Raw genomic sequence first — 24312 nt, 5'->3', positions numbered from 1 at the left:
GCCCTGGCTTATTGCAATTGCTTGCTCAGCCAGTCGTGGATGTCGCTCAACTCTTCCACCACCACTTCGTGTTCCATCGGGTATTCGTGCCAGCGGGCGGCAACGCCCCAGGTATTGAGGTACTCGAAGGCGGTGCGGCCCATGGAAGGGATCACCACCGGGTCGTGCACACCATGCAGGCACAGGGCCGGGGTGCGTTGCTGGCAGGCGCTCAACTGATGCTGGTCGTTGAAGGTGGGGGCGTAGGTGGACAAGGCGATCACGCCACCCAGCGCTTCTTGCCACTTTATATAGGCAGTGTGCAGAACCACCGCGCCACCCTGGGAGAAGCCAGCCAGGAAAATCCGCGACAGGCTGATGCCTTTGGCCTGCTCGGCCTTGATCAGGCTAATGACCTGTTCGGCCGATTCCTCCAGCTGCGCCTCGTCGATGGCGCGGGCCGGGGTCATGGCCTTGATGTCGTACCAGCTGGGCATGGCGTAGCCGCCGTTGATGGTTACCGGGCGGGTGGGAGCCTGGGGCATGACGAAACGGGTGCTGAGCAGGCGTTCCTGCATGAATTCGGCCACTGGTAGGAAGTCGTAACGGTCGGCACCCAGGCCGTGCAACCAGATCACACAGGCGTCTGCGGTTTTCTGCGGTTCGAGAATCAGTGGGTTGGTCATGACTGCTCCGAAAGTGTGCGGGTCTTGTTATGGCGTGCGTGAAAAGAAGGCGCTGGAAATGATTGTCGGAAAAAGAATGTCGCAACGATACAACTTTCCCTACTTGACGAGCGCTTAAACGCTACAGCCGCAAATTTTGGTACGCGCTTTGCAATTCACCCAATGATGCAAAGGGCAGGCCGTGACGGTAACACCCTTTGCACGCGAAGGCTGTCACAGAACAGTCCATTGCGCCATTGACCCAATAACAAGCCAATACGGGTCGGATACGCCTCAAAAGGGTGCGGTGCAATTCCGGCTCGATACAACAAGAGCGATTTGGAGGTTGTGAATGAAGATGTTGAAAACCACCCTGGCAGTCCTGACCGCTGCCGCCGCGCTGGGCGCCGTGAGCAACGCCCAGGCCGGCGCCACCCTGGATGCGGTAAAGAAGAAGGGCTTCGTCCAGTGTGGCGTGAGCGACGGTCTTCCAGGCTTCTCGGTACCTGATGCGCAGGGCAAGATCGTTGGCATCGACGCCGACGTGTGTCGCGCTGTGGCCGCCGCCGTGTTCGGCGACGCCACCAAGGTCAAGTTCAGCCAGCTCAACGCCAAGGAACGTTTCACCGCCCTGCAGTCGGGCGAAGTCGACGTGCTGTCGCGCAACACCACCTGGACCAGCTCGCGTGATGCCGGCATGGGCCTGGTATTCGCCGGTGTTACCTACTACGACGGCGTTGGCTTCCTGGCCAACAAAAAGCTGGGTGTATCCAGCGCCAAGGAACTCGATGGCGCGACCATCTGCATCCAGGCCGGTACCACCACCGAGCTGAATGTGTCGGACTACTTCCGCGCCAATGGCCTGAAGTACACCCCGATCACCTTCGACACCTCGGATGAAAGTGCCAAGTCGCTGGAATCGGGCCGTTGCGACGTGCTGACCTCCGACAAGTCGCAGTTGTTCGCCCAGCGCTCCAAGTTGGCCGCGCCGACCGAGTACGTGGTACTGCCGGAAACCATCTCCAAGGAACCGCTGGGCCCGGTGGTGCGTAAAGGCGACGAAGAATGGTTCAGCATCGTCAAGTGGACCCTGTTCGCCATGCTCAACGCCGAAGAGGCGGGCATCACCTCGAAGAATGTCGAGGCCGAAGCCAAAAGCACCAAGAACCCGGACGTCGCCCGCCTGCTGGGCGCGGATGGCGAGTACGGCAAGGACCTCAAGCTGCCCAAGGACTGGGTAGTGCAAATCGTGAAGCAAGTCGGTAACTACGGCGAAGTGTTCGAGAAGAACCTGGGCCAGAGCACCGACCTGAAGATCGACCGTGGCATGAACGCCCTGTGGAACAACGGCGGCATCCAGTACGCGCCACCTGTGCGCTGATGGCTGCACCCTGCGGCGGCATCCCGCCGCCGCAGGCTGTTCGGAACCCTACTTTCCGGGGCACTTCATGCAAAATCGAATCGGCGCACAAAAGGGTTTATCCCTGAGCGATCCACGTGTGCGCGCGTGGCTGTTCCAGATTCTCACGATAGTCTTCGTGGTCGGTCTGGGCTGGTATCTGTTCCACAACACGCAAGCCAACCTGCAACACCGGGGTATCACCTCGGGCTTCGACTTTCTCGACCGCAGTGCCGGCTTCGGCATCGCCCAGCACCTGATCCCCTACGTGGAATCAGACAGCTATGCGCGGGTGTTCGTCATCGGCCTGCTCAACACCTTGCTGGTGACGTTCATCGGCGTGGTGCTGGCGACCATCCTTGGCTTCATCATCGGTGTGGCGCGGTTGTCGCCGAACTGGATGATCAACAAGCTGGCGACCGTGTATGTGGAAACCTTCCGCAACATTCCGCCGTTGTTGCAGATCCTGTTCTGGTACTTCGCCGTGTTCCTGACCCTGCCGGGACCGCGGGGCAGCATCAATATCGACGACACCTTCTTCATCAGCAACCGGGGCCTGAACATGCCCGGCGCGTCCATGGCCGAAGGCTTCTGGCCGTTCGTCGTGGCCCTGGTCCTGGCGCTGCTGGCCATCGTGGTGATGGTGCGTTATGCCAACAAGCGCTTCGACGAGACGGGCGAGCCATTCCACAAGTTCTGGGTGGGGCTGGCGCTGTTCATCGCCATCCCAGGCGTTTGCGCACTGCTGTTCGGCAGCCCGGTGCACTGGGAAGTGCCGCAATTGAAAGGATTCAACTTCGTCGGTGGCTGGGTACTGATTCCCGAGCTGCTGGCGCTGACCCTGGCGTTGACCATCTACACCGCTGCGTTCATCGCCGAGATCGTGCGCTCCGGTATCCGTTCGGTCAGCCATGGCCAGACCGAGGCCGCGCGTTCGCTGGGCCTGCGCGAGGGGCCGACCCTGCGCAAGGTGATCATCCCCCAGGCACTGCGGGTGATCATTCCGCCGCTGACCAGCCAGTACCTGAACCTGGCGAAGAACTCGTCGCTGGCGGCCGGTATCGGCTACCCGGAGATGGTCTCGCTGTTCGCCGGTACCGTGCTCAACCAGACCGGCCAGGCCATCGAGGTGATCGCCATCACCATGAGTGTCTATCTCGCCATCAGCATCAGCATTTCGCTGCTGATGAACTGGTACAACAAGCGCATTGCGCTGATCGAGCGGTGAGGATACGCCAGTGAATGCCCATGTTTTCAAACCCGACATGCCGCCACCGGTGAAAACCGTCGGCGTGCTCGCATGGATGCGTGCCAATCTGTTCTCCAGCTGGCTCAATACGCTGCTGACCCTGTTTGCCATCTACCTGGTTTGGCTGATCGTGCCGCCGCTGCTGCAGTGGGCGTTGCTTGATGCCAACTGGGTCGGCACCACCCGCGCCGACTGCACCAAGGAGGGCGCCTGCTGGGTGTTCGTGCAGCAGCGTTTCGGCCAGTTCATGTACGGCTACTACCCGGCCGAGTTGCGCTGGCGCGTGGACCTGACCGTGTGGCTTGCCGTGCTTGGCGCCGCCCCGCTGTTCATCAAACGCTTCCCACGCAAGGCCTTCTACGGCCTTGGCTTCCTGGTGGTGTACCCGCTGCTTGCCTACACCCTGCTGCACGGGGGCATGCTGGGCCTGGAAAGCGTACCTACCAGCCAGTGGGGCGGGCTGATGCTGACCCTGGTGATTGCCACCGTGGGCATTGTCGGCGCATTGCCGCTGGGAATCCTGCTGGCCCTGGGGCGGCGCTCGAAAATGCCTGCGGTGAAGGTGGTGTGCGTGACCTTCATCGAGTTCTGGCGCGGCGTGCCGCTGATCACCGTGCTGTTCATGTCATCGGTGATGCTGCCGTTGTTCCTGCCTGAGGGCATGAGCTTCGACAAGCTGCTGCGGGCGATGATCGGCGTGATCCTGTTCCAGTCGGCGTATATCGCCGAGGTGGTGCGTGGCGGCCTCCAGGCCATCCCCAAGGGCCAGTACGAAGCTGCCGCGGCCATGGGCCTTGGCTACTGGCGGGCGATGGGCCTGGTGATTCTGCCGCAGGCGCTCAAGCTGGTGATCCCCGGCATCGTCAACACCTTCATTGCCCTGTTCAAGGACACCAGCCTGGTGATCATCATCGGCCTGTTCGACCTGCTGAACAGCGTCAAGCAAGCCGCCGCCGACCCGGCCTGGCTGGGCATGGCTACCGAGGGCTATGTGTTCGCCGCCCTGGTTTTCTGGATTTTCTGTTTCGGTATGTCCCGCTACTCCATGCATCTGGAGCGCAAGCTGGACACTGGCCACAAGCGTTAGGAGTTTCGAAATGAGTGAAGCGATCAAGCAGCCTGCCGGCCCCGAAGGCATCATCCAGATGCAGGGCGTGAACAAGTGGTACGGCCAGTTCCATGTGCTCAAGGACATCAACCTGAACGTGCGCCAGGGCGAGCGCATCGTGCTGTGCGGGCCGTCCGGCTCTGGCAAGTCCACCACCATCCGTTGCCTCAACCGCCTTGAAGAGCACCAGCAGGGGCGCATCGTGGTCGATGGTGTGGAGCTGACCAACGACCTCAAGCAGATCGAGGCCATCCGCCGCGAAGTGGGCATGGTGTTCCAGCACTTCAACCTGTTCCCGCACCTGAGCATCCTGGAAAACTGCACCCTGGCGCCGATGTGGGTGCGCAAGATGCCGCGGCGCAAGGCCGAGGAAATCGCCATGCACTACCTGGAGCGGGTGCGTATTCCGGAGCAGGCGCACAAGTACCCGGGGCAGTTGTCCGGTGGTCAGCAGCAGCGTGTGGCGATTGCCCGCGCGTTGTGCATGAAACCGAAGATCATGCTGTTCGACGAACCGACCTCGGCGCTGGACCCGGAAATGGTCAAGGAAGTGCTCGATACCATGGTGGGCCTGGCCGAGGATGGCATGACCATGCTCTGCGTGACCCACGAGATGGGCTTTGCCCGGACCGTGGCGAACCGGGTGATCTTCATGGACAAGGGCGAGATCGTCGAGCAGGCAGCGCCGGATGACTTCTTCGACCGGCCACGCAGTGACCGGACCAAGTTGTTCCTGAGCCAGATCCTGCATTGATGTAGCCGGGGGCCGCTTTGCGGCCCATTCGCAGCACAAGGCTGCTCCTACAAGGGAAATGCGATCTCCTGTAGGAGCAGCCTTGTGCTGCGAATGGGCTGCGAAGCAGCCCCCCAGAGACCAGATCGCAGCCTTACTTCTCTTCCTTGGCGACTGCCGGCGCCGGTGGCGGCCGCAGGCCCACCTCGGCGATCAGCTTCAACTGCTGCCCATTGCGCATCACCTCGATGGTGATCTTCTCGTTGGGCTTGATCCGCGCCACCTGGTTCATCGACTTGCGCCCATCACCGGCCGGCTCGCCGTTGATGCTCAAGATCACGTCACCCAGCTGCAGCCCGGCCTTTGCCGCCGGCCCTTCGCGGAAGATGCCCGCCACCACGATGCCCGGGCGGTCCTTCATGCCGAACGATTCGGCCAGTTCCTGGCTCAGTGGCTGTACTTCGATGCCCAGCCAGCCACGGATCACCTGGCCGTGCTCGATGATCGACTTCATCACCTCCAGTGCCAGTTTCACCGGGATGGCGAAGCCGATACCTTGCGAACCGCCGGACTTGGAGAAGATCGCCGTGTTGATGCCGATCAGGTTGCCGTTGGCATCCACAAGCGCACCGCCGGAGTTACCCGGGTTGATCGCCGCGTCGGTCTGGATGAAATCTTCGTAGTTGTTCAGGCCCAGCTGGTTGCGGCCAGTGGCGCTGATAATACCCATGGTCACGGTCTGGCCGACCCCGAACGGGTTGCCGATGGCCAGCGACACGTCGCCGATGTGAATGTTGTCGGAGCGGCCGATGGTGATCGCCGGCAGGCTCTTCAGGTCGATTTTCAGCACCGCCAGGTCGGTTTCCGGGTCGCTGCCGATGACCCGGGCCAATGTCTCGCGGCCATCCTTCAGGGCCACGACGATCTGGTCGGCGCCGCTGGTGACGTGGTTATTGGTCAGCAGGTAACCCTCGGGGCTCATGATCACCGCCGAGCCCAGGCTCGACTCCCAGCGGCGCTGCTTGGGCAGGTTGTCGCCGAAGAAACGGCGGAACTGCGGGTCCTCGAACAGCGGGTGGGCGCTCTTGTTCACCACCTTGGTGGTGTACAGGTTGACCACCGCCGGGGCGGCCAGGGTTACCGCGTCGGCATAGGATACCGGGCCCTGCATGATCCGCGTGGTCTGCGGTGCCTGTTGCAGGTTGACGTCCTGGCTGGGCAGGCCGACCCACTCCGGGAAGCGCTGGATGATCAGCATGGCGATCAGTACGCCGGTAAGCAGGGGCCAGCCAAAATAACGCAAAGCCTTGAACATGAATGAATCCTGGAAAGAGCCGGGGATGGTGACCGTGCGGTGGGCATGAGCGCGCGCGATCATACACCGGTTCCCCCAGTGCCGGCGACGGCCCATAATGGCCGGCATTATACGGGCGTTGCATGGGCGTTGTGCCCGAGAAAAACGCAGATTTCGAGGAGATTTTCATGGCCGTCGCTCTGAACACCCTGGTCGAGGAAGCCGAGCGTTACCTGGGCAGCGCGAAGATCCAGGATTATTGCCCCAACGGCCTGCAGGTCGAAGGCCGGCCGCAGGTCAGCCGCATCGTCAGCGGCGTTACCGCCAGCCAGGCGTTGCTGGATGCGGCAGTCGAAGCCGAGGCCGACCTGGTGCTGGTGCACCATGGCTACTTCTGGAAGGGAGAGAACCCTTGCATCACCGGTATCCGGCAGCGCCGGCTGAAAACGCTGCTGAACAACGATATCAGCCTGCTCGCGTTTCATCTGCCGCTGGACGCTCACCCGGATGTGGGCAACAACGTGCAGCTGGCACGGCAGTTGGACATCACCGTCGAAGGGCCGCTGGACCCGGAGAACCCCAAGGTGGTCGGCCTGGTCGGCTCGCTGGCCGAGCCGATGACCGCGCTCGATTTCGCCCGGCGGGTGCGGGAGGTGCTGGGGCGTGAGCCTCTGCTGGTCGAAGGTGAGCAGATGATCCGGCGGGTCGGCTGGTGTACCGGGGGCGGGCAGGGCTACATCGACACGGCGATTGCGGCCGGGGTGGACCTGTACCTGACCGGCGAGGCGTCGGAACAGACCTACCATAGCGCCCGCGAGAATGGCGTCAGCTTCATTGCCGCCGGGCACCATGCCACCGAGCGGTATGGGGTGCAGGCGCTGGGTGAATACCTGGCGCGGCGCTTTGCCGTGGAGCACCTGTTCATCGATTGCCCGAACCCGATCTGACATCGGCGTCGCCTTCTTCGCGGGTAAACCCGCTCCCACAGGGACAGTGTTGATCCCAGGCCTGCGGGATCCCTGTGGGAGCGGGTTTACCCGCGAATAGGCCAGGCCTGCTGGCCCAAACCCGCAGTCATATCGTTAGACTTTTTCGATCTAGCCGGCCTCCTAAATAGAAGCAGCCGCTGTGATAAAGTGGCTCGCTCGAACACGGCCCGCAGGCCGTCCATAAGATCGTTTTTCGTGAGTAGCCATGGTCGACAAACTGACGCACTTGAAACAGCTGGAGGCGGAGAGCATCCACATCATCCGCGAGGTGGCCGCCGAGTTCGACAACCCGGTGATGCTGTACTCGATCGGCAAGGATTCCGCCGTGATGCTGCACCTGGCGCGCAAGGCCTTTTTCCCAGGCAAGTTGCCGTTCCCGGTGATGCACGTCGACACCCAGTGGAAATTCCAGGAGATGTACAGCTTCCGCGACAAGATGGTCGAGGAAATGGGCCTGGAGCTGATCACCCACGTCAACCCCGAGGGTGTGGCGCAGGGCATCAACCCGTTCACCCATGGCAGCTCCAAGCACACCGACATCATGAAGACCCAGGGCCTGAAGCAGGCGCTGGACAAGCATGGTTTCGATGCCGCCTTCGGTGGTGCGCGCCGCGACGAAGAGAAGTCGCGGGCCAAAGAGCGCGTTTACTCGTTCCGTGACAGCAAGCACCGCTGGGACCCGAAGAACCAGCGCCCGGAACTGTGGAACGTGTACAACGGCAAGGTCAACAAGGGCGAGTCGATCCGCGTCTTCCCGCTGTCGAACTGGACCGAGCTGGACATCTGGCAGTACATCTACCTCGAAGGCATCCCGATCGTGCCGCTGTACTTCGCCGCCGAGCGTGAAGTCATCGAGAAGAACGGCACTCTGATCATGATCGACGACGAGCGCATCCTCGAACATCTCACCGATGAAGAGAAAGCGCGCATCGTCAAGAAAAAGGTGCGTTTCCGTACCCTTGGCTGCTACCCGCTCACGGGCGCTGTCGAGTCGGAAGCCGAGACGCTCACCGACATCATTCAGGAAATGCTCCTGACGCGCACTTCCGAGCGCCAGGGCCGAGTCATCGACCACGATGGCGCCGGTTCCATGGAAGACAAGAAACGTCAGGGCTACTTCTAATTTTCAGGGTTACTCCATGTCGCACCAATCCGATTTGATCAGCGAAGACATCCTCGCTTATCTGGCTCAGCACGAGCGCAAAGAACTGCTGCGTTTTCTCACCTGCGGCAACGTGGATGACGGCAAGAGCACCCTGATCGGGCGCCTGCTGCACGACTCGAAGATGATCTACGAGGACCACCTCGAGGCTATCACCCGCGATTCGAAAAAGGTCGGCACCACCGGCGAGGAAGTCGACCTGGCGCTGCTGGTCGACGGTCTGCAGGCCGAGCGCGAGCAGGGCATCACCATCGATGTCGCCTACCGCTATTTCTCCACCGCCAAGCGCAAGTTCATCATTGCCGACACCCCGGGCCACGAGCAGTACACCCGCAACATGGCTACCGGCGCGTCCACCTGCGACCTGGCGATCATTCTGGTCGATGCCCGCTACGGCGTGCAGACCCAGACCCGCCGCCACAGCTACATTGCCTCGCTGCTGGGCATCAAGCACATCGTCGTCGCGGTCAACAAGATGGACCTCAAGGGCTTCGATCAGGACGTCTTCGAGTCGATCAAGGCCGACTACCTGAAGTTCGCCGAAGCCATCAACCTGACCCCGAGCAGCCTGCACTTCGTGCCGATGTCGGCGCTCAAGGGCGACAACGTGGTCAACCACAGCGAGCGTTCGCCGTGGTACGCCGGCCCGACGCTGATGGAAATCCTCGAAACCGTCGAAGTGTCGGCCGACCGCAACTTCACCGACCTGCGCTTCCCGGTGCAGTATGTCAACCGTCCGAACCTGAACTTCCGCGGTTTCGCCGGCACCATCGCCAGCGGCGTGGTGCACAAGGGCGATGAAATCGTCGTGCTGCCGTCGGGCAAGAGCAGCCGCGTCAAGTCCATCGTCACCTACGAAGGCGAGCTGGAAAACGCAGGCCCTGGCCAGGCCGTGACCCTGACCATGGAAGACGAGATCGACATCTCCCGTGGTGACCTGCTGGTACATGCCGACAACGTCCCGCCGGTCACCGACCAGTTCGACGCCATGCTGGTGTGGATGGCCGAGGAGCCGATGCTCCCAGGCAAGAAATACGACATCAAGCGCGCCACCAGCTACGTGCCGGGCTCGATTGCCAGCATCACCCACAAGGTCGATGTGAACACCCTGGAGCAGGGCGCTGCCAGCGCGCTGCAACTGAACGAGATCGGCCGCGTCAAGGTGTCCCTGGACGCCTCGATCGCCCTGGACGGTTACGAAAGCAACCGCACCACCGGTGCGTTCATCGTCATCGACCGGCTGACCAACGGCACGGTCGGCGCCGGCATGATCATCGCCCCGCCAGTCCTGCCGCACGGCAGCACCGGCCATCATGGCAAGCTGTGCCATGTGGCCACCGAAGAGCGCGCCCTGCGCTTCGGCCAGCAGCCTGCCACCGTGCTGTTCAGTGGCCTGTCCGGCGCCGGCAAGAGCACCCTGGCCTACGCCGTGGAGCGCAAGCTGTTCGACATGGGCCGTGCAGTGTACGTGCTCGACGGCCAGAACCTGCGCCATGACCTGAACAAAGGCTTGCCGCAGGACCGTGCCGGCCGCACCGAGAACTGGCGCCGCGCCGCCCATGTGGCGCGCCAGTTCAACGAAGCCGGTCTGCTGACTCTGGCCGCGTTCGTGGCCCCGGATGCAGAAGGCCGCGAACAGGCCAAGGCATTGATCGGCAAGGAGCGCCTGGTGACCGTTTACGTCCAGGCCTCGCCGCTGGCCTGCCGTGAGCGTGACCCGCAAGGCTTGTACGCTGCTGGTGGCGACAACATCCCGGGCGAAAGCTTCCCGTACGATGTGCCGCTGGATGCCGACCTTGTGATCGATACCCAGGCCACGAGCGTGGATGAGGGCGTGAAGCAGGTGCTGGACGTGCTGCGCCAGCGTGGCGCGATCTAAGCGCTAGCCTGCAAGAAAAACCCCGCCTCGGCGGGGTTTTTTGTTTCTATGCCCGGCATACATGCGCGGGTCTCCTGTGGGAGCGGCCTTGTGTCGCGAAAGGGCTGCACAGCAGCCCCCGGGTCTCAGCACTGATGCACAAATTGCTGGGGCTGCTGCGCAGCCCTTTCGCGACACAAGGCCGCTCCCACAAAGGATTGCGTGAGCTTTGGATTTTGAGCAAGGCAGTTGTTCCCGCACGGACTGTGCATTTCGTTCAGATGTGTTTTTCCGAAACCGGTATCACCCGCCGTTCCTTCACTGCCTTGTAGGAAAAACTCGAGTAGATCTCCTTCACCCCCGGCAACCGCTGCAGCACTTCCCGGGTGAACTCGCCAAACGACTCCAGATCCCGCGCCAGGATCTCAAGCAAGAAGTCGTAGCGCCCGGAGATGTTGTGGCAGGCGACAATCTCGGGAATTTCCATCAGCCGCTGTTCGAATGCCAGTGCCATGTCCTTGGTGTGCGAGTCCATCATGATGCTGACGAACGCGGTGACGCCAAACCCCAGTGACTTGGGCGAGAGAATGGCCTGGTAGCCGGTGATGTAGCCGTTGTCCTCCAGCAACTTGACCCGCCGCCAGCACGGCGAGGTGGTTAGCGCTACCTGGTCGGCAAGTTCGGCAACGGTGAGGCGGGCGTTGTCCTGCAGGGCAGCGAGCAGGGCGCGGTCGGTACGGTCGAGGCGTGAAGGCATGTTTTACCCTTCTGGTCCGGTAATTATTGTTTTTGTTCCAACAAGCACGCGTATGCGTGGGCCATTTTGGAAAAAATCGGGCAGCTCGGTGGCATAAGCTTATAGCAAACCACAAGAGGCTGTTGCCATGCGCGACTCCCATAACAACACCGGTTTTTCCACGCGGGCCATTCACCATGGCTACGATCCGCTTTCCCACGGTGGCGCCCTGGTGCCGCCGGTGTACCAGACCGCTACTTATGCCTTCCCCACAGTCGAATACGGTGCTGCTTGCTTCGCCGGGGAGGAGCCGGGGCATTTCTACAGCCGCATTTCCAACCCTACCTTGGCCCTGCTGGAACAGCGCATGGCCTCGCTGGAGGGCGGCGAGGCGGGGCTGGCATTGGCGTCGGGCATGGGGGCCATCACCTCGACGATCTGGACCCTGTTGCGCCCTGGTGATGAGCTGATCGTCGGGCGTACATTGTACGGCTGCACTTTTGCTTTCCTGCACCATGGCATTGGCGAATTCGGGGTGAAGATCCGCCATGTCGACCTGAACGATGCCAAGGCCCTGAAAGCGGCGATCAACAGCAAAACGCGGATGATCTACTTCGAAACGCCGGCCAACCCCAACATGCAGTTGGTGGATATCGCCGCGGTGGCCGAAGCGGTGCGCGGGCACGATGCGCATGTGGTGGTCGACAACACCTACTGCACGCCTTACCTGCAGCGGCCGCTGGAGCTGGGGGCGGACCTGGTGGTGCATTCGGCGACCAAGTACCTGAGTGGCCACGGCGATATCACTGCCGGTCTGGTGGTGGGGCGCAAGGCGCTGGTCGACCGCATTCGCCTGGAAGGGCTGAAGGACATGACCGGGGCGGTGCTGTCACCCCACGATGCGTCGCTGCTGATGCGCGGTATCAAGACCTTGGCCCTGCGCATGGACCGCCATTGCGCAAATGCCCAGCAGGTGGCCGAGGCTCTGGCGCGGCAGCCGCAGGTGGAGCTGATTCACTACCCGGGTTTGCCGTCGTTTGCCCAGTACGAGCTGGCGCAGCGGCAGATGCGTTTGCCGGGCGGGATGATCGCGTTCGAGCTCAAGGGGGGGATCGAGGCCGGGCGCAGATTCATGAATGCCCTGCAACTGTTTGCGCGGGCGGTGAGCCTGGGCGATGCCGAGTCGCTGGCGCAGCATCCGGCGAGCATGACGCACTCAAGCTATACCGCGAAGGAGCGGGCCCATCACGGGATATCGGAGGGGCTGGTGCGCCTGTCGGTGGGGCTGGAGGACGTGGAGGACCTGCTAGCGGATGTCGAGCAGGCATTGCAGGCCTGCAGCTAGGTTGCCTGGGCCGACCTCTTCGCGGGTAAACCCGCTTACAGGTCAGGCGCAGTATTTGAAACCTGCGCCGCCCCTGTGGGAGCGGGTTCACCCGCGAAGAGCCCAGTGAATCCAGCCCATGAAAAAGGCCTCTTGCGAGGCCTTTGTCATTTTCTGCAGATCAGCGCTTGAGCCCGTAGCTCTCGTCGAGCATGCCCGGCGAGTTCGGTGCTTTCGGCGCGTAGTCGCGTGGCACTTCGGCGTCCTTCGGCGGGGTCAAACGGTCGCGTGGGCCTTGCGCTGCCTCGGAGTGCAGGGCTGCCAGCAAGCGTTGGCGAGTGACGTCGTCCAGGGCCAGGCTGTTGGCGCCTTCGGCCAGGTGGTCCTGCACGTCCTGATAGCTTTGGGTCAGTTTCTTGACCAGCACGGCAGTGCTGTTGAAATGAGTAACCACTTCGTTCTGATAGCTGTCGAAGCGCTTCTGGATATCATCCAGTTGACGCTGGGTGCTGCTCGGCGCGGCATTGGGCAGCAGGCGAGCGACGACGAACCCAACCACCACACCGATGACCAGGGCCAGGGTCGGCAACAACCAAACAAGGAGCGAGAGTTCCACGAGTCCTTCCTCTATAAACGGCTTTGCTTTACGTTAACGGCTCAGACCTGCGCTGTATACCGCGAGCGATCGCAAATCAGAACAGAATTCCTCATCTAGACGAATCGACCCCTCCCGAGGTCACGGAGTAGTGCCTTGCTTGTCCGCGAAACCCCCTTGTTCATCGATGGCCCCAGCGGCCAGCTGGAAGCCTTGTACCTGGACGTGGCCAATGCACGTGGCGCGGTGCTGATCTGCCACCCCAACCCGGTCCAGGGCGGCACCATGCTCAACAAGGTGGTCTCGACCTTGCAACGCACCGCCCGTGACGCCGGCTACGTGACCTTGCGGTTCAACTACCGTGGCGTCGGGCAGAGCGCAGGTACCCATGACATGGGCGCTGGCGAGGTGGCCGATGCCGAAGCCGCTGCGGCCTGGCTGCGCGAAAAGCATCTGGGCCTGCCGCTGGTGCTGATGGGCTTCTCGTTCGGTGGTTTTGTCGCCACCAGCCTGGCCGGCCGCCTGGAGGCCACTGGAGTAGAGCTGCAGCAGCTGTTCATGATCGCCCCGGCGGTCATGCGCCTGACGGCGGATTTCCCGCTGCCGCAGCGCTGCCCGATCACCGTGGTGCAGCCGGACGCCGACGAAGTCGTCGCGCCGCAGCTGGTTTACGAATGGTCCGACAGCCTGTCGCGCCCCCATGAGCTGCTGAAAGTGGCAGAATGCGGACACTTCTTCCATGGCAAGCTGACCGATCTGAAGGATCTGCTGCTGCCGCGCCTTTCGAACTGAGCCAAGCCTGAATAAGCGAACACCCATGACCACGCGCATTCTCACCGGTATCACCACCACCGGCACTCCGCACCTGGGCAACTACGCCGGCGCCATCCGCCCGGCGATCCGTGCCAGCCAGCAGCCCGGTGTCGACTCGTTCTACTTCCTGGCCGACTACCACGCCCTGATCAAGTGCGACGACCCGCTGCGCATCCAGCGTTCGCGTCTGGAAATTGCCGCCACCTGGCTGGCCGGCGGTCTCGATCCGGACAAGGTGACCTTCTACCGCCAGTCCGATATCCCGGAAATCCCCGAGCTGACCTGGCTGCTGACCTGCGTCAGCGCCAAGGGCCTGCTCAACCGTGCACACGCCTACAAGGCCTCGGTGGACAAGAACCTGGAAAATGGCGAGGACCCGGATGCCGGCGTGACCATGGGCCTGTACAGCTACCCGGTGCTGATGGCTGCGGACATCCTGATGTTCAACGCCAACAAGGTGCCGGTCGGTCGTGACCAGATCCAGCACGTGGAAATGGCCCGCGACATCGGTCAGCGCTTCAACCACCTGTTCGGCCAGGGCAAGGACTTCTTCGCCCTGCCGGAAGCGGTGATCGAGGAGAGCGTGGCGACCCTGCCGGGCCTGGACGGGCGCAAGATGTCCAAGAGCTACGACAACACCATCCCGCTATTCACCAGCGCCAAGGAGATGAAAGACGCCATCTCGCGCATCGTCACCGACTCGCGTGCGCCTGGCGAGGCGAAAGACCCGGACAACGCTCACCTGTTCACCCTGTTCCAGGCCTTCTCGACGCCGGCGCAGTGCGCCGAGTTCCGTGAAGAGCTGCTGCAGGGCCTGGGCTGGGGCGAGGCCAAGCAGCGGCTGTTCCAGCTGCTGGACGGCCAGCTGGCCGAGAAGCGCGAGTACTACCACCAGCTGATCGCCCGCCCGGCGGACTTGGAAGACATCCTGCTGGCCGGCGCTGCCAAGGCTCGCAAGATCGCCACGCCATTCCTCGAGCAGCTGCGCGAGGCTGTTGGCCTGCGTTCGTTCCGTAGCAGCGTGCAGGCCAGCACCGAAGTGAAGAAGAAGGCCGCCAAGAGTGCGCGTTTCGTCAGCTTCCGCGATGAAGACGGCAGCTTCCGCTTCCGCCTGCTTGCCGCTGATGGCGAGCAACTGCTGCTGTCGCGCAGCTTCGCCGACGGCAAGAGCGCCGGCGCCGTGAGCAAGCAGCTGCAGCAAGGTGGCGAGGCGGATGTACGCGTCGAAGGCCTGGGTTTCGGTCTGTGGCTGAACGGTGAACAGGTTGCCGAGGGGCCGCAGTTCGACAGCGCCGAAGCCCGTGATTCGGCCATCGAAAGCCTGCGTGCAGCGCTTGCGCCACAACCGGACTGAGGCATTTCGCCTGTAGGAGCGGTTTTGCCCGCGAACACCGGCAAAGCCGGTGCCATCCAGCACTTAGTTGGTCTGGATGAGGCATATTGACGCAAGTCTGATTGCCATTAAGCGGGCCTGTCGCTACAGTGACGGCCCGTTTTTTGTTGCCTCGCTAACGAATCATGACGCCCCTAGAACGATATCAAGCAGATCTGAAACGTCCCGACTTCTTCCATGACGCGGCGCAGGAAACTGCGGTGCGTCACCTGCAGCGCCTGTACGATGACCTGGTACACGCGCAGAACAACAAGCCGGGTGTGTTCGGCAAGCTGTTCGGCAAGAAGGAGCAGACCCCGGTCAAGGGCCTGTACTTCTGGGGTGGGGTAGGGCGCGGCAAGACCTACCTGGTCGATACCTTCTTCGAGGCGCTGCCGTTCAAGCAGAAGATGCGCACGCACTTCCACCGCTTCATGAAGCGTGTGCACGAGGAGATGAAAACCCTCAAGGGCGAGAAGAACCCGCTGACCATCATTGCCAAGCGCTTCAGCGAAGAAGCCAAGGTCATCTGTTTCGACGAATTCTTCGTGTCGGACATTACCGACGCGATGATTCTCGGCACCCTGATGGAAGAGTTGTTCAAGAACGGCGTATCGCTGGTGGCTACCTCCAACATCGTGCCGGACGGCCTGTACAAGGACGGCCTGCAGCGCGCGCGTTTCCTGCCGGCCATCGCCATGATCAAGCAGTACACCGAGGTGGTGAACGTCGACAGCGGGGTCGACTACCGCCTGCGTCACCTGGAGCAGGCCGAGCTTTACCATTACCCGCTCGATGAAGCGGCTCACCAGAGCCTGCGCGCAAGCTTCAAGGCACTGACCCCCGAGTGCACCCAGGCGGTCCAGAACGACGTGCTGATGATCGAGAATCGCCCGATCAATGCCCTGCTTACCTGTGACGACGTGGCCTGGTTCGACTTCCGCGCCCTGTGCGACGGCCCCCGCAGCCAGAACGACTACATCGAACTGGGCAAGATCTTCCATGCCGTGCTGTTGAGCAACGTGGAGCAGATGGGTGTCACCACCGACGACATCGCCCGCCGCTTCATCAACATGGTGGACGAGTTCTACGACCGCAACGTCAAACTGATCATCTCGGCCGAGGTGGAGCTGAAGGACCTGTATACCGGTGGGCGCTTGGCCTTCGAGTTCCAGCGTACCCTGAGTCGCTTGCTGGAGATGCAGTCGCACGAGTTTCTGGCGCGGGCGCACAAGCCTTGAAATTACCGGGGCCGCTTTGCGGCCCTTTCGCGACACAAGGCCGCTCCTACAGGATTACGCGATTCCCTGTAGGAGCGGCCTTGTGTCGCGATGGGCTGCAGAGCAGCCCCATTGGCCTCAAGCCTCTTGCATGAACTGTTGCCGATACTGGTTCGGCGACAACTCGGTATGCTGGCGGAACAGCCGCGCAAAGAAACTGGCATCGTCATAGCCCACCTCATAACTGATGGTCTTGATGCTCTTGCGCGTGCTCGACAACAAGCCCTTGGCCGTCTCGATCCTCAACCGTTGCAGGTAGTGCAGCGGCTTGTCACCCGTAGCGCTCTGGAAACGCCGCATGAAATTGCGAATGCTCATGCCGTGGTTGCGAGCCACGTCCTCGAAGCGGAACTTGTCGGCGAAGTGTTCTTCCAGCCAGTGCTGTATCTGCAGGATGATCAGGTCCTGGTGCAGCTTCTGCCCGCCAAAGCCCATGCGTCCCGGGGTGTAGTTGCGCTGCACTTCGTAGAGGATGTCGCGGGACACGGCGCGGGCCACGTTGGCGCCGCAGAAGCGTTCGATCAGATAGATGTACAGGTCGCAGGCTGAAGTGGTCCCGCCGGCGCAATAGAGGTTGTCTGCATCTGTCAGATGCTTGTCCTGGTTCAGTCGGATCTTCGGGAAGCGTTCGGCAAAGCTGTTGAAGAAGCGCCAGTAGGTGGTCGCTTCCTTGCCATCGAGCAGGCCGGACTCGGCCAGCCAGAATACGCCACTGGCCTCGGCGCACAGCACCGAGCCGCGGGCATGCTGTTCACGCAGCCAAGGCAGTACCTGTGGATAACGTTGCAGCAGGTTGTCGAAGTCATCCCAGAAGGCCGGGAGGATGATCACGTCGGCGTCGTCTAGGCCGCCTTCGACCGGCAACTGCACATTGCTGAAGCTGTCCACGGGCTGGCCGTCTGGGCTCACCAGGCGAATCTCGAACATGGGCTGCAGGCCCAGGCCCAGTTGCTTGCTGTAGCGCAAGCTGGCGAGGTGGAAGAAATCCTTGGCCTGCATCAAGGTCGAAGCGAACACCTTGTCAATGGCCAGGATGCTGACGCGCCGCAGCGACGCGGAGGGTTGGGTAAACATCATTGTCATTGTTCTTATAGGGTAGAGTGGTCAATCACCGGCTGGATCGTCTTATTTTTTGGCGATTGTGTCTAGCCTGCTACACCGCGCTGGTTTCTTCGCGGGCTTGCCCGCTCCCACAGGTAACCCGCAGGCCTGAGGGGCAGGGAGCGGGCGAGCCCGCGAAGAAACCAGCACAGGGTCCGGCTCAAGGCGCCGGGTTCGGTTGCTCCTGGTGAATCGCCTCGATCGCCGCCAGCAGTTCATCACTCAGGCTCAGCTCGAGGCTGGCAAGGTTGCTGTCCAACTGCTCGAGGCTGGTCGCGCCAATGATGTTGCTGGTCACGAACGGCTGCCGGGTGACAAATGCCAGGGCCATCTGCGCCGGGTCCAGGCCGTGCTCGCGGGCCAGCTGCACATAGCGGCTGCAGGCCGCCACGGTCTGTGGGTTGGAATAGCGGGCAAAGCGGCTGAACAGGGTCAGGCGTGCGTTTTCCGGGCGTGCGCCGTTCTCGTATTTGCCGGAGAGCATGCCGAACGCCAGCGGCGAATAGGCCAGCAGGCCGCACTGCTCGCGGATGGCCACTTCCGCCAGGCCCACCTCGAAGCTGCGGTTGAGCAGGTTGTAAGGGTTCTGGATCGATACTGCTCGCGGCCAGCCGCGGCTTTCAGCCAGTTGCAGGAACTTCATGGTGCCCCACGGCGTTTCGTTGGACAGGCCGACGTGGCGGATCTTGCCTGCGCGCACCTGCTCGTCGAGTACTTCAAGGGTTTCTTCCAGCGGGGTGAAGTGGTCCTGTGGCAAATGCTGGTAGCCCAGCTTGCCAAAGAAGTTGGTGCTGCGCTCGGGCCAGTGCAGCTGGTACAGGTCGATGCGGTCGGTCTGCAGGCGCTTGAGACTCTCGTCCAGCGCGGCGACGAGGTGCTGGCGGTTGTGCTTGAGCTGGCCGTCGCGGATGTGGCTGATGCCGTTGCCGGGGCCGGCGACCTTGCTGGCCAGCACCCAGTCATCGCGATCGCCATTGGCGCGGAACCAGTTGCCGATGATGCGCTCGGTGGCGGCGTAGGTTTCGGGGCGGGGCGGCACCGGGTACATCTCGGCGGTGTCGATGAAGTTGACCCCGGCGGCCTTGGCCCGGGCAATCTGCTCGAAGGCCTCGGCCTGAACGTTCTGCTCGCCCCAGGTCATGGTTCCAAGGCACAGGGCACTGACATTGAGGTCGGTACGGCCGAGCTGGCGGTATTCCATCGGATAGACACTCCTTGGCAAAGAAGCCCATCAAAGCAGGTTGAAATTTTTCGCGCAATCTGGATAATTCGGCACCTCTCCGTGTGGCGGAAGTGATGCACCACCACGCAGGAAGAACCCCGTCGAACATTGGCGTGCCTGACCCGAGCCCCCAAAAGCGTCAGCGTTCGGCTGCGCGCTTGCCCTTGGCAAGCTGTGCACTATCCAGTAAGATTCGCCGTCTATTTTTCGCTGGGCGGCCTCTGAGGCTTTAGAGAATGAAAACTTTTACTGCTAAACCGGAAACAGTAAAGCGCGAGTGGTTCGTAGTCGACGCCGCTGGCCAGACCCTGGGTCGTCTGGCTACCGAAATCGCTAGCCGTCTGCGTGGCAAACACAAGCCAGAATACACCCCTCACGTTGACACCGGCGACTACATCGTCGTTATCAACGCCGAGCAGGTTCGTGTGACTGGTGCCAAGTCTTCCGACAAGATGTACTACTCCCACTCCGGTTTCCCGGGCGGTATCAAGGAAATCAACTTCGAGAAGTTGATCGCCAAGGCCCCTGAGCGTGTTATCGAAACTGCGGTCAAAGGCATGCTGCCGAAGAACCCGCTGGGTCGCGACATGTACCGCAAGCTGAAAGTGTACGCGGGTGCTGCTCACCCACACACTGCTCAGCAGCCTCAAGAACTGAAGATCTAACGGGATAGTTCATTATGTCGGCGACTCAAAACTACGGCACTGGCCGTCGCAAGACCGCAACCGCTCGCGTATTCCTGCGTCCGGGTACTGGTAACATTTCCATCAACAACCGTTCTCTGGACGTGTTCTTCGGTCGCGAAACCGCTCGCATGGTTGTTCGTCAGCCGCTCGAGCTGACCGAAACCGTTGAGAAGTTCGACATCTACGTCACCGTTTCCGGTGGTGGTGTCAGCGGTCAAGCCGGTGCGATCCGTCACGGTATCACCCGCGCTCTGATGGAATACGACGAAACCCTGCGTGGCGCTCTGCGTCGTGCTGGCTACGTCACCCGCGACGCTCGTGAAGTCGAGCGTAAGAAAGTGGGTCTGCGTAAAGCGCGTAAGCGTCCTCAGTACTCCAAGCGTTAATACCGCTTCGGCAGTCGAAAAAAGCCCGGTTCTTTGGAACCGGGCTTTTTTTATGTCTTGAACTAACCTGTCAGCATGTCCGTGACGACTTGCCGCATAGACGCAGATCAAGCAAAGCGAGGGTTGTAGCCCGTTCCCCGGGTAATCACCTTGTCAGTGTGTGGATTTGTTTCTTACCATGGCGGCCAATTTTTAGTGCCACAGACATTACCTAAGTACAGGCCAGGTCCAACTGGTCAAGCAAGCTGATGGGAGAGGACTGAATGAGCAATGACGGCGTCAACGCAGGCCGGCGCCGCTTCCTCGTAGCCGCGACATCCGTAGTCGGGGCGGCGGGGGCAGTGGGGGCTGCGGTACCGTTCGTGGGGTCATGGTTTCCCAGTGCCAAGGCGAAAGCCGCGGGTGCACCGGTGAAGGTCAATATCGCCAAGGTCGAGGCCGGGCAGCAGATGGTGGCCGAGTGGCGCGGTCAGCCAGTGTTCATCGTGCGGCGAACGGACGAGATCCTCGGTAACCTGAAAAAGGTCGTAGGTGATCTGGCTGACCCCGAGTCCAAGGCCTCGGTGCAGCCCACCTACGTCGATCCGCAGGTTCGTTCGATCAAGCCGGAAATCCTCATCCTTGTTGGCCTGTGCACACACCTGGGCTGCTCGCCCACCTTCCGCCCGGAAGTCGCACCCGCCGACCTTGGCCCGAAATGGGTCGGTGGCTATTTCTGCCCGTGCCACGGTTCCCACTACGACCTGGCCGGCCGTGTCTACAAGTCGCAGCCGGCGCCACTCAACCTGCCCGTGCCACCGCACTCTTACGAGTCGGACGAGATCGTCGTCATCGGCGTTGACCAGGAGAACGCATGATGAGCAAGTTCATGGACTGGATTGATGCTCGCTTCCCCGCGACCAAGATGTGGGAAGACCACCTGAGCAAGTATTACGCACCCAAGAACTTCAACTTCCTGTACTTCTTCGGCTCGCTGGCGTTGCTGGTGCTGGTCAACCAGATCGTCACCGGTGTGTGGCTGACCATGAGCTTCACGCCCTCGGCAGAAGAGGCGTTCGCCTCGGTCGAGTACATCATGCGGGATGTGGAATACGGCTGGATCCTGCGCTACCTGCACTCCACCGGTGCATCGGCGTTCTTCATCGTCGTCTACCTGCACATGTTCCGCGGCCTGCTCTACGGTTCCTACCAGAAGCCGCGTGAACTGGTGTGGCTGTTCGGCATGCTGATTTACCTGGCGCTGATGGCCGAAGCCTTCATGGGCTACCTGCTGCCGTGGGGCCAGATGTCGTACTGGGGTGCCCAGGTGATCATCTCGCTGTTCGGTGCCATTCCGGTGATCGGTGGCGACCTCACCCAATGGATCCGTGGTGACTACCTGATCTCGGGTATCACTCTGAACCGCTTCTTCGCCCTGCACGTGGTTGCCTTGCCGATCGTGATTCTCGGCCTGGTGGTCCTGCACATCCTCGCCCTTCATGAAGTGGGTTCGAACAACCCCGATGGCGTCGACATCAAGAAGAAAAAGGACGAAAACGGTATCCCGCTGGACGGTATCCCGTTCCACCCGTACTACACCGTCAAGGATATTGTCGGCGTGGTGGTGTTCCTGTTCGTGTTCTGCGCCGTGGTGTTCTTCTTCCCGGAAATGGGCGGTTACTTCCTGGAGAAACCTAACTTCGAGCAGGCGAACGCCTTCAAGACCCCCGAGCACATTGCGCCTGTGTGGTACTTCACGCCGTTCTACGCGATCCTGCGTGCGGTGCCTGACAAGCTGATGGGCGTCATTGCCATGGGTGCGGCCATTGCCGTGTTGTTCGTCTTGCCCTGGCTCGACCGCAGCCCGGTCCGCTCCATGCGCTACAAGGGCTGGATCAGCAAGCTCTTCCTGCTGGTGTTCTGTGTGGCCTTCGTCATCCTCGGCATACTGGGCGTGCTGGCGCCGACACCTGGGCGTACCTTGCTGTCGCAGGTGTGCACGGTGTTGTACTTCGCCTACTTCCTGCTGATGCCGTTCTACACAAGGCTCGAGAAGACCAAACCGGTTCCGGAAAGGGTGACTGGCTGATGAAAAAGTTGATTGCAGTATTTTTGCTGGCAGTGATGCCTGCCTTTTCCTTCGCTGCCGAAACGGGCCTGGAGCTGGACAAGGTCGACATCGACCTGAGCGACAAGGCCGCCATGCAGGACGGTGCGCGTACCTTTGCCAACTATTGCATGGGTTGCCACAGTGCGAAGTTCCAGCGTTACGAGCGGGTTGCTGATGACCTGGGCATCCCCCACGAGCTGATGCTCGAGAAGCTGGTGTTCACCGGTGCCAAGATCGGTGACCACATGCAGATCGGCATGAAGCCCAGTGACGCCAAGACCTGGTTCGGCGCTGCACCGCCCGACCTGACCCTGGTGGCCCGAGTGCGTGGTACCGACTGGTTGTACACCTACCTGCGCAGCTTCTATGAGGACCCGTCGCGGCCTTATGGGGTGAACAACAAGGTGTTCCCGAACGTCGGCATGCCTAACGTGCTGGTCGGCTTGCAGGGTAACCAGGTGGTTGGCTGCAAGCAGGTGCAGACCGTAACCGATGGCAAGAAGCAATTCGACCCACTGACTGGTAGCCCGCTGACCCATGAAGCCTGCGACCAGCTGACCATTACGCCGAATTCCGGTACCCTGACGACCGAGCAGTTCGACGAGAAGGTCAAGAACCTGGTGACCTTCCTGGCCTATTCGGCCAACCCGGTCAAACTGGAAAGCCAGCGCATCGGTACCTACGTGTTGCTGTACCTGGCTTTCTTCTTCGTATTCGCCTATTTGCTCAAGCGTGAATACTGGAAGGACGTGCACTGATCACGCAGTAGTTTCTGGTTGTTGAACGCGCCCGTGGTGGCCTGGCAGATCTGCCAGGTCCCCACGGGCGCGTTTTCATTTACAGTTTTACAAGCATCCCGTGCGAGGAGGCGCTACATGGGCGTAACCAACAGGTTAGCCTGCTATTCCGACCCCGCTGATCACTATTCTCATCGGGTACGCCTCGTGCTCGCCGAGAAGGGTATCAGCGTGCAGGTCATCGATGTCGACCCCAGTCGCCTGCCGCCCAAGCTGGCCGAGGTGAACCCTTACGGCAGCGTGCCGACCCTGGTCGACCGTGACCTGGCGCTGTATGAATCGACCGTGGTGATGGAATACCTCGAGGAGCGTTATCCACATCCGCCGCTGATGCCGGTGTACCCGGTTGCGCGGGGGAACAGTCGCTTGCTGATGCACCGCATCCAGCGCGACTGGTGCTCCCTGGCCGATACCGTGCTCGATCCGCGCAGCAGCGAGGCTGACCGAGCCGAAGCGCGCAAGGCGTTGCGTGAGAGCCTGACCGGGGTCTCGCCGTTGTTCGGCGAGTTCGCCTGCTTCATGAGTGAGGAGCAAAGCCTGGTCGATTGTTGTCTACTGCCCATACTCTGGCGTCTGCCGGTGTTGGGCATCGAGTTGCCGCGGCAAGCCAAGCCGCTGCTGGAATACATGGAGCGGCAGTTTGCCCGCGAGCCTTTCCAGGCGAGCCTGTCCTCCGTAGAACGTGAAATGCGCAAGCTTTAAGGAGCCGTTGATGAACTCCAGTCGCCCCTATCTGGTTCGAGCACTGTACGAGTGGATCGTCGACAACGATTGCACGCCCCATATGCTGGTCAATGCCGAATTCCCGAAGGTCCAGGTGCCGGACGGTTTCGCCAGTGATGGCCAGATCGTGTTGAACATCTCGCCAAGTGCCGTGCGCAGCCTGCACATGGACAACGAGGCGGTCAGCTTCGAGGGCCGCTTCGGTGGCGTGGCCCACTCGCTGTACGTGCCGGTTGGCGCCATCCTGGGTATTTACGCCCGCGAGAATGGCCAAGGTATGGTCTTCGAGCTGGAGTCGTCCATGATGGATGACGATGAGCAGGAAGATGATGATGTGCAGCCGGATGACGATGGCCCGCCAGAGGGTGGTGGCCAGCCGCCACGCCCGACTGGTCGACCAAGTCTGAAAGTGGTCAAGTAATAAAAAAGGCGATCCAACCGGGTCGCCTTTTCTTTACTGCCAGCCCTGCTTACAGGTCGCTGATGGTGCGTACCTGGTTCTTGTTGATGCGGGTACGCTTGCCATCGAGTTGCTGGAACTCGTAGAAGCCGGCGTCACGGTCGAACTTCGGTACGTCGACGGCCTGGAATTCACGGCCATCGTTGAGGGTGATCAGGCTTGGTGTAGAGCAGCCGGCCAGGGTGGCGAAAGTGCCGAATAGCAGGGCAGGCAGCAGAAGCTTTTTCATGCGGTGTTTCCTGGTTTTTCTGAAACGTGGGGCAGTGTTGTTGCTTGTGCTGGCCTTTTCGCG

At 61.4% G+C, this 24312-nt stretch carries 25 protein-coding genes; 18 read left to right on the top strand and 7 right to left on the bottom strand.

Features of this window, described 5'->3' with window-relative positions:
* Positions 1 to 8: 8 nt before the first annotated feature.
* Positions 9 to 665 carry an alpha/beta fold hydrolase gene (locus KDB76_RS23860; protein ID WP_013974142.1) on the bottom strand — a complete coding sequence of 219 codons (657 nt, stop codon included), beginning with the start codon at positions 663 to 665 and terminating at the stop codon, positions 9 to 11.
* A 331-nt stretch (positions 666 to 996) separates the two neighbouring features.
* Between KDB76_RS23860 and KDB76_RS23855 the strand changes: the two genes are divergently transcribed.
* The 4 genes from KDB76_RS23855 (at position 997) to KDB76_RS23840 (ending at position 5154) form a co-directional block, all read left to right on the top strand.
* The gene (locus tag KDB76_RS23855) at positions 997 to 2025 is read left to right on the top strand and encodes an amino acid ABC transporter substrate-binding protein (protein ID WP_013974141.1); all 1029 of its coding nucleotides are present in this window, start codon (positions 997 to 999) and stop codon (positions 2023 to 2025) included.
* Between the two features lie 67 nt (positions 2026 to 2092).
* Entirely contained in the window at positions 2093 to 3271 is a 1179-nt protein-coding gene (locus KDB76_RS23850; RefSeq protein WP_023661812.1) for an amino acid ABC transporter permease, read from the top strand.
* A gap of 10 nt (positions 3272 to 3281) precedes the next feature.
* Positions 3282 to 4379 carry an amino acid ABC transporter permease gene (locus tag KDB76_RS23845; RefSeq protein WP_013974139.1) on the top strand — a complete coding sequence of 366 codons (1098 nt, stop codon included), beginning with the start codon at positions 3282 to 3284 and terminating at the stop codon, positions 4377 to 4379.
* A 10-nt stretch (positions 4380 to 4389) separates the two neighbouring features.
* Positions 4390 to 5154 (top strand): amino acid ABC transporter ATP-binding protein, encoded by a 765-nt coding sequence (locus KDB76_RS23840; RefSeq protein ID WP_003251792.1) that lies wholly within the window; start codon positions 4390 to 4392, stop codon positions 5152 to 5154.
* Between the two features lie 133 nt (positions 5155 to 5287).
* Here KDB76_RS23840 and algW read toward each other — a convergent pair whose 3' ends face one another.
* Positions 5288 to 6448 carry a Do family serine endopeptidase AlgW gene (gene algW / locus KDB76_RS23835; RefSeq protein ID WP_015271734.1) on the bottom strand — a complete coding sequence of 387 codons (1161 nt, stop codon included), beginning with the start codon at positions 6446 to 6448 and terminating at the stop codon, positions 5288 to 5290.
* Positions 6449 to 6615: 167 nt separating this feature from the next.
* On the opposite strand from algW, the gene KDB76_RS23830 reads away from it, so the two are divergent.
* The 3 genes from KDB76_RS23830 (at position 6616) to cysN (ending at position 10457) form a co-directional block, all read left to right on the top strand.
* Complete coding sequence (locus KDB76_RS23830) at positions 6616 to 7374, top strand: Nif3-like dinuclear metal center hexameric protein (protein ID WP_023661811.1); 759 nt, start codon at positions 6616 to 6618, stop codon at positions 7372 to 7374.
* A 247-nt stretch (positions 7375 to 7621) separates the two neighbouring features.
* Positions 7622 to 8539, top strand: a complete 918-nt coding sequence (cysD, locus tag KDB76_RS23825) for a sulfate adenylyltransferase subunit CysD (protein WP_013974136.1) — start codon at positions 7622 to 7624, stop codon at positions 8537 to 8539.
* Positions 8540 to 8555: 16 nt separating this feature from the next.
* The gene (gene cysN, locus KDB76_RS23820; protein ID WP_023661810.1) at positions 8556 to 10457 is read left to right on the top strand and encodes a sulfate adenylyltransferase subunit CysN; all 1902 of its coding nucleotides are present in this window, start codon (positions 8556 to 8558) and stop codon (positions 10455 to 10457) included.
* Between the two features lie 256 nt (positions 10458 to 10713).
* On the opposite strand, the gene KDB76_RS23815 is transcribed toward cysN, so the two are convergent.
* Entirely contained in the window at positions 10714 to 11193 is a 480-nt protein-coding gene (locus tag KDB76_RS23815) for an Lrp/AsnC family transcriptional regulator (RefSeq protein ID WP_013974134.1), read from the bottom strand.
* A gap of 127 nt (positions 11194 to 11320) precedes the next feature.
* Between KDB76_RS23815 and KDB76_RS23810 the strand changes: the two genes are divergently transcribed.
* Positions 11321 to 12517 carry a methionine gamma-lyase gene (locus KDB76_RS23810; protein ID WP_038410128.1) on the top strand — a complete coding sequence of 399 codons (1197 nt, stop codon included), beginning with the start codon at positions 11321 to 11323 and terminating at the stop codon, positions 12515 to 12517.
* Positions 12518 to 12677: 160 nt separating this feature from the next.
* Here KDB76_RS23810 and KDB76_RS23805 read toward each other — a convergent pair whose 3' ends face one another.
* Positions 12678 to 13112, bottom strand: coding sequence for a DUF1043 family protein (locus KDB76_RS23805; protein ID WP_003257164.1), 435 nt, complete (start codon positions 13110 to 13112; stop codon positions 12678 to 12680).
* Between the two features lie 135 nt (positions 13113 to 13247).
* Between KDB76_RS23805 and KDB76_RS23800 the strand changes: the two genes are divergently transcribed.
* The 3 genes from KDB76_RS23800 to zapE all read left to right on the top strand — a co-directional run bounded on the left by KDB76_RS23800 (position 13248) and on the right by zapE (position 16517).
* Positions 13248 to 13883, top strand: coding sequence for an alpha/beta fold hydrolase (locus KDB76_RS23800; RefSeq protein WP_023662821.1), 636 nt, complete (start codon positions 13248 to 13250; stop codon positions 13881 to 13883).
* 25 nt (positions 13884 to 13908) lie between these two features.
* The gene (locus KDB76_RS23795) at positions 13909 to 15258 is read left to right on the top strand and encodes a tryptophan--tRNA ligase (RefSeq protein WP_003257163.1); all 1350 of its coding nucleotides are present in this window, start codon (positions 13909 to 13911) and stop codon (positions 15256 to 15258) included.
* 164 nt (positions 15259 to 15422) lie between these two features.
* Positions 15423 to 16517: a cell division protein ZapE gene (zapE, locus tag KDB76_RS23790; protein WP_013974130.1), complete on the top strand. Its 1095-nt coding sequence runs from the start codon at positions 15423 to 15425 to the stop codon at positions 16515 to 16517.
* A gap of 117 nt (positions 16518 to 16634) precedes the next feature.
* Here zapE and KDB76_RS23785 read toward each other — a convergent pair whose 3' ends face one another.
* Together KDB76_RS23785 and KDB76_RS23780 are read right to left on the bottom strand one after the other, a co-directional pair.
* Positions 16635 to 17555: a GlxA family transcriptional regulator gene (locus KDB76_RS23785; RefSeq protein ID WP_169774643.1), complete on the bottom strand. Its 921-nt coding sequence runs from the start codon at positions 17553 to 17555 to the stop codon at positions 16635 to 16637.
* A 262-nt stretch (positions 17556 to 17817) separates the two neighbouring features.
* The gene (locus KDB76_RS23780) at positions 17818 to 18858 is read right to left on the bottom strand and encodes an NADP(H)-dependent aldo-keto reductase (protein WP_038410127.1); all 1041 of its coding nucleotides are present in this window, start codon (positions 18856 to 18858) and stop codon (positions 17818 to 17820) included.
* A gap of 257 nt (positions 18859 to 19115) precedes the next feature.
* On the opposite strand from KDB76_RS23780, the gene rplM reads away from it, so the two are divergent.
* The 7 genes from rplM (at position 19116) to KDB76_RS23745 (ending at position 23981) form a co-directional block, all read left to right on the top strand.
* The gene (gene rplM / locus KDB76_RS23775; protein ID WP_003260798.1) at positions 19116 to 19544 is read left to right on the top strand and encodes a 50S ribosomal protein L13; all 429 of its coding nucleotides are present in this window, start codon (positions 19116 to 19118) and stop codon (positions 19542 to 19544) included.
* 14 nt (positions 19545 to 19558) lie between these two features.
* Positions 19559 to 19951 (top strand): 30S ribosomal protein S9, encoded by a 393-nt coding sequence (rpsI, locus tag KDB76_RS23770; RefSeq protein ID WP_003260797.1) that lies wholly within the window; start codon positions 19559 to 19561, stop codon positions 19949 to 19951.
* Between the two features lie 263 nt (positions 19952 to 20214).
* A complete protein-coding gene (gene petA, locus KDB76_RS23765; RefSeq protein ID WP_015271723.1) occupies positions 20215 to 20808 on the top strand; it encodes a ubiquinol-cytochrome c reductase iron-sulfur subunit in 594 nt (197 codons plus the stop codon).
* Positions 20808 to 22019 carry a cytochrome bc complex cytochrome b subunit gene (locus KDB76_RS23760; RefSeq protein WP_003260795.1) on the top strand — a complete coding sequence of 404 codons (1212 nt, stop codon included), beginning with the start codon at positions 20808 to 20810 and terminating at the stop codon, positions 22017 to 22019. The genes petA and KDB76_RS23760 overlap by 1 nt, the downstream gene beginning before the upstream one ends.
* Positions 22019 to 22798, top strand: a complete 780-nt coding sequence (locus KDB76_RS23755) for a cytochrome c1 (protein WP_013974125.1) — start codon at positions 22019 to 22021, stop codon at positions 22796 to 22798. Before KDB76_RS23760 ends, KDB76_RS23755 begins: the two co-directional genes overlap by 1 nt.
* A gap of 117 nt (positions 22799 to 22915) precedes the next feature.
* Positions 22916 to 23539: a glutathione S-transferase N-terminal domain-containing protein gene (locus KDB76_RS23750; RefSeq protein ID WP_023662824.1), complete on the top strand. Its 624-nt coding sequence runs from the start codon at positions 22916 to 22918 to the stop codon at positions 23537 to 23539.
* 10 nt (positions 23540 to 23549) lie between these two features.
* Positions 23550 to 23981 (top strand): ClpXP protease specificity-enhancing factor, encoded by a 432-nt coding sequence (locus tag KDB76_RS23745; protein ID WP_024087709.1) that lies wholly within the window; start codon positions 23550 to 23552, stop codon positions 23979 to 23981.
* Positions 23982 to 24030: 49 nt separating this feature from the next.
* Here the strand turns inward: KDB76_RS23745 and KDB76_RS23740 are convergent, their stop codons facing one another.
* Positions 24031 to 24249: a YgdI/YgdR family lipoprotein gene (locus KDB76_RS23740; RefSeq protein WP_013974122.1), complete on the bottom strand. Its 219-nt coding sequence runs from the start codon at positions 24247 to 24249 to the stop codon at positions 24031 to 24033.
* Positions 24250 to 24312 lie beyond the last annotated feature (63 nt).

This window comes from Pseudomonas sp. JS425 (assembly GCF_018223845.1).
In the GTDB taxonomy this organism is placed as follows: Bacteria; Pseudomonadota; Gammaproteobacteria; order Pseudomonadales; family Pseudomonadaceae; genus Aquipseudomonas; species Aquipseudomonas asiatica.
Note: the sequence above shows the minus strand (reverse complement) of the source record. Positions and strands in the feature narration are given on the sequence as shown.